The organism is Shewanella sp. P1-14-1, assembly GCF_001401775.1.
Taxonomy (GTDB): domain Bacteria; phylum Pseudomonadota; class Gammaproteobacteria; order Enterobacterales; family Shewanellaceae; genus Shewanella; species Shewanella japonica.
In genome coordinates this window covers 1-485 of the sequence record NZ_LKTL01000086.1, presented here as the reverse complement: position 1 = coordinate 485, position 485 = coordinate 1, and the positions used below count along the sequence as shown (strand labels likewise).

Annotated in this window: 1 protein-coding gene; it reads right to left on the bottom strand. The window is 40.4% G+C overall.

From position 1 onward, the window contains the following. Nucleotides 1–100: 100 nt before the first annotated feature. Nucleotides 101–430: a hypothetical protein gene (locus AN944_RS21070; protein WP_055026587.1), complete on the bottom strand. Its 330-nt coding sequence runs from the start codon at nucleotides 428–430 to the stop codon at nucleotides 101–103. Nucleotides 431–485 lie beyond the last annotated feature (55 nt).

Here is a 485-nt window from a genome sequence, read left to right as displayed (position 1 = left end):
GCTTTGCTAAGGGGCAATTGACTGTTGGCTATACTTGCGCGAAGCGCCAAGCCAACTGTTAATTGTCCCAGTGAGTTTACGAACGAACTTGAGCAACTTGTTAGGCATACTTATCACTACCTTCCCAAGAAACTTGAGCGGAATAACCATGAAAATGAAGGATAATTCCTTCTCCCATTTCAGCTCCATTACTGAAAGTTTGTTCGCTGTTTTCGAAATTTACATCGGCACTGTAGTCACACGGTCCGAAAGAATAACCACTAGAATTAAGTTCATCTATTAGCGTGCCTACTCGCTCAGTTAAAAACCGTGCTAGATGCTCTCGACCATTAACTTTTTCATTTTCAAAGTCATTTCGGAGTTTATGATTTAACTCTTCCTGAATTTTGAGCATTTCAGAATAATGCTCATTGGTGGCGATATCTCTCATTCTTTCCCTGTATGCCTAACGCCCATTTAAGGGGCTGATAATAGTTTGCTAAAAT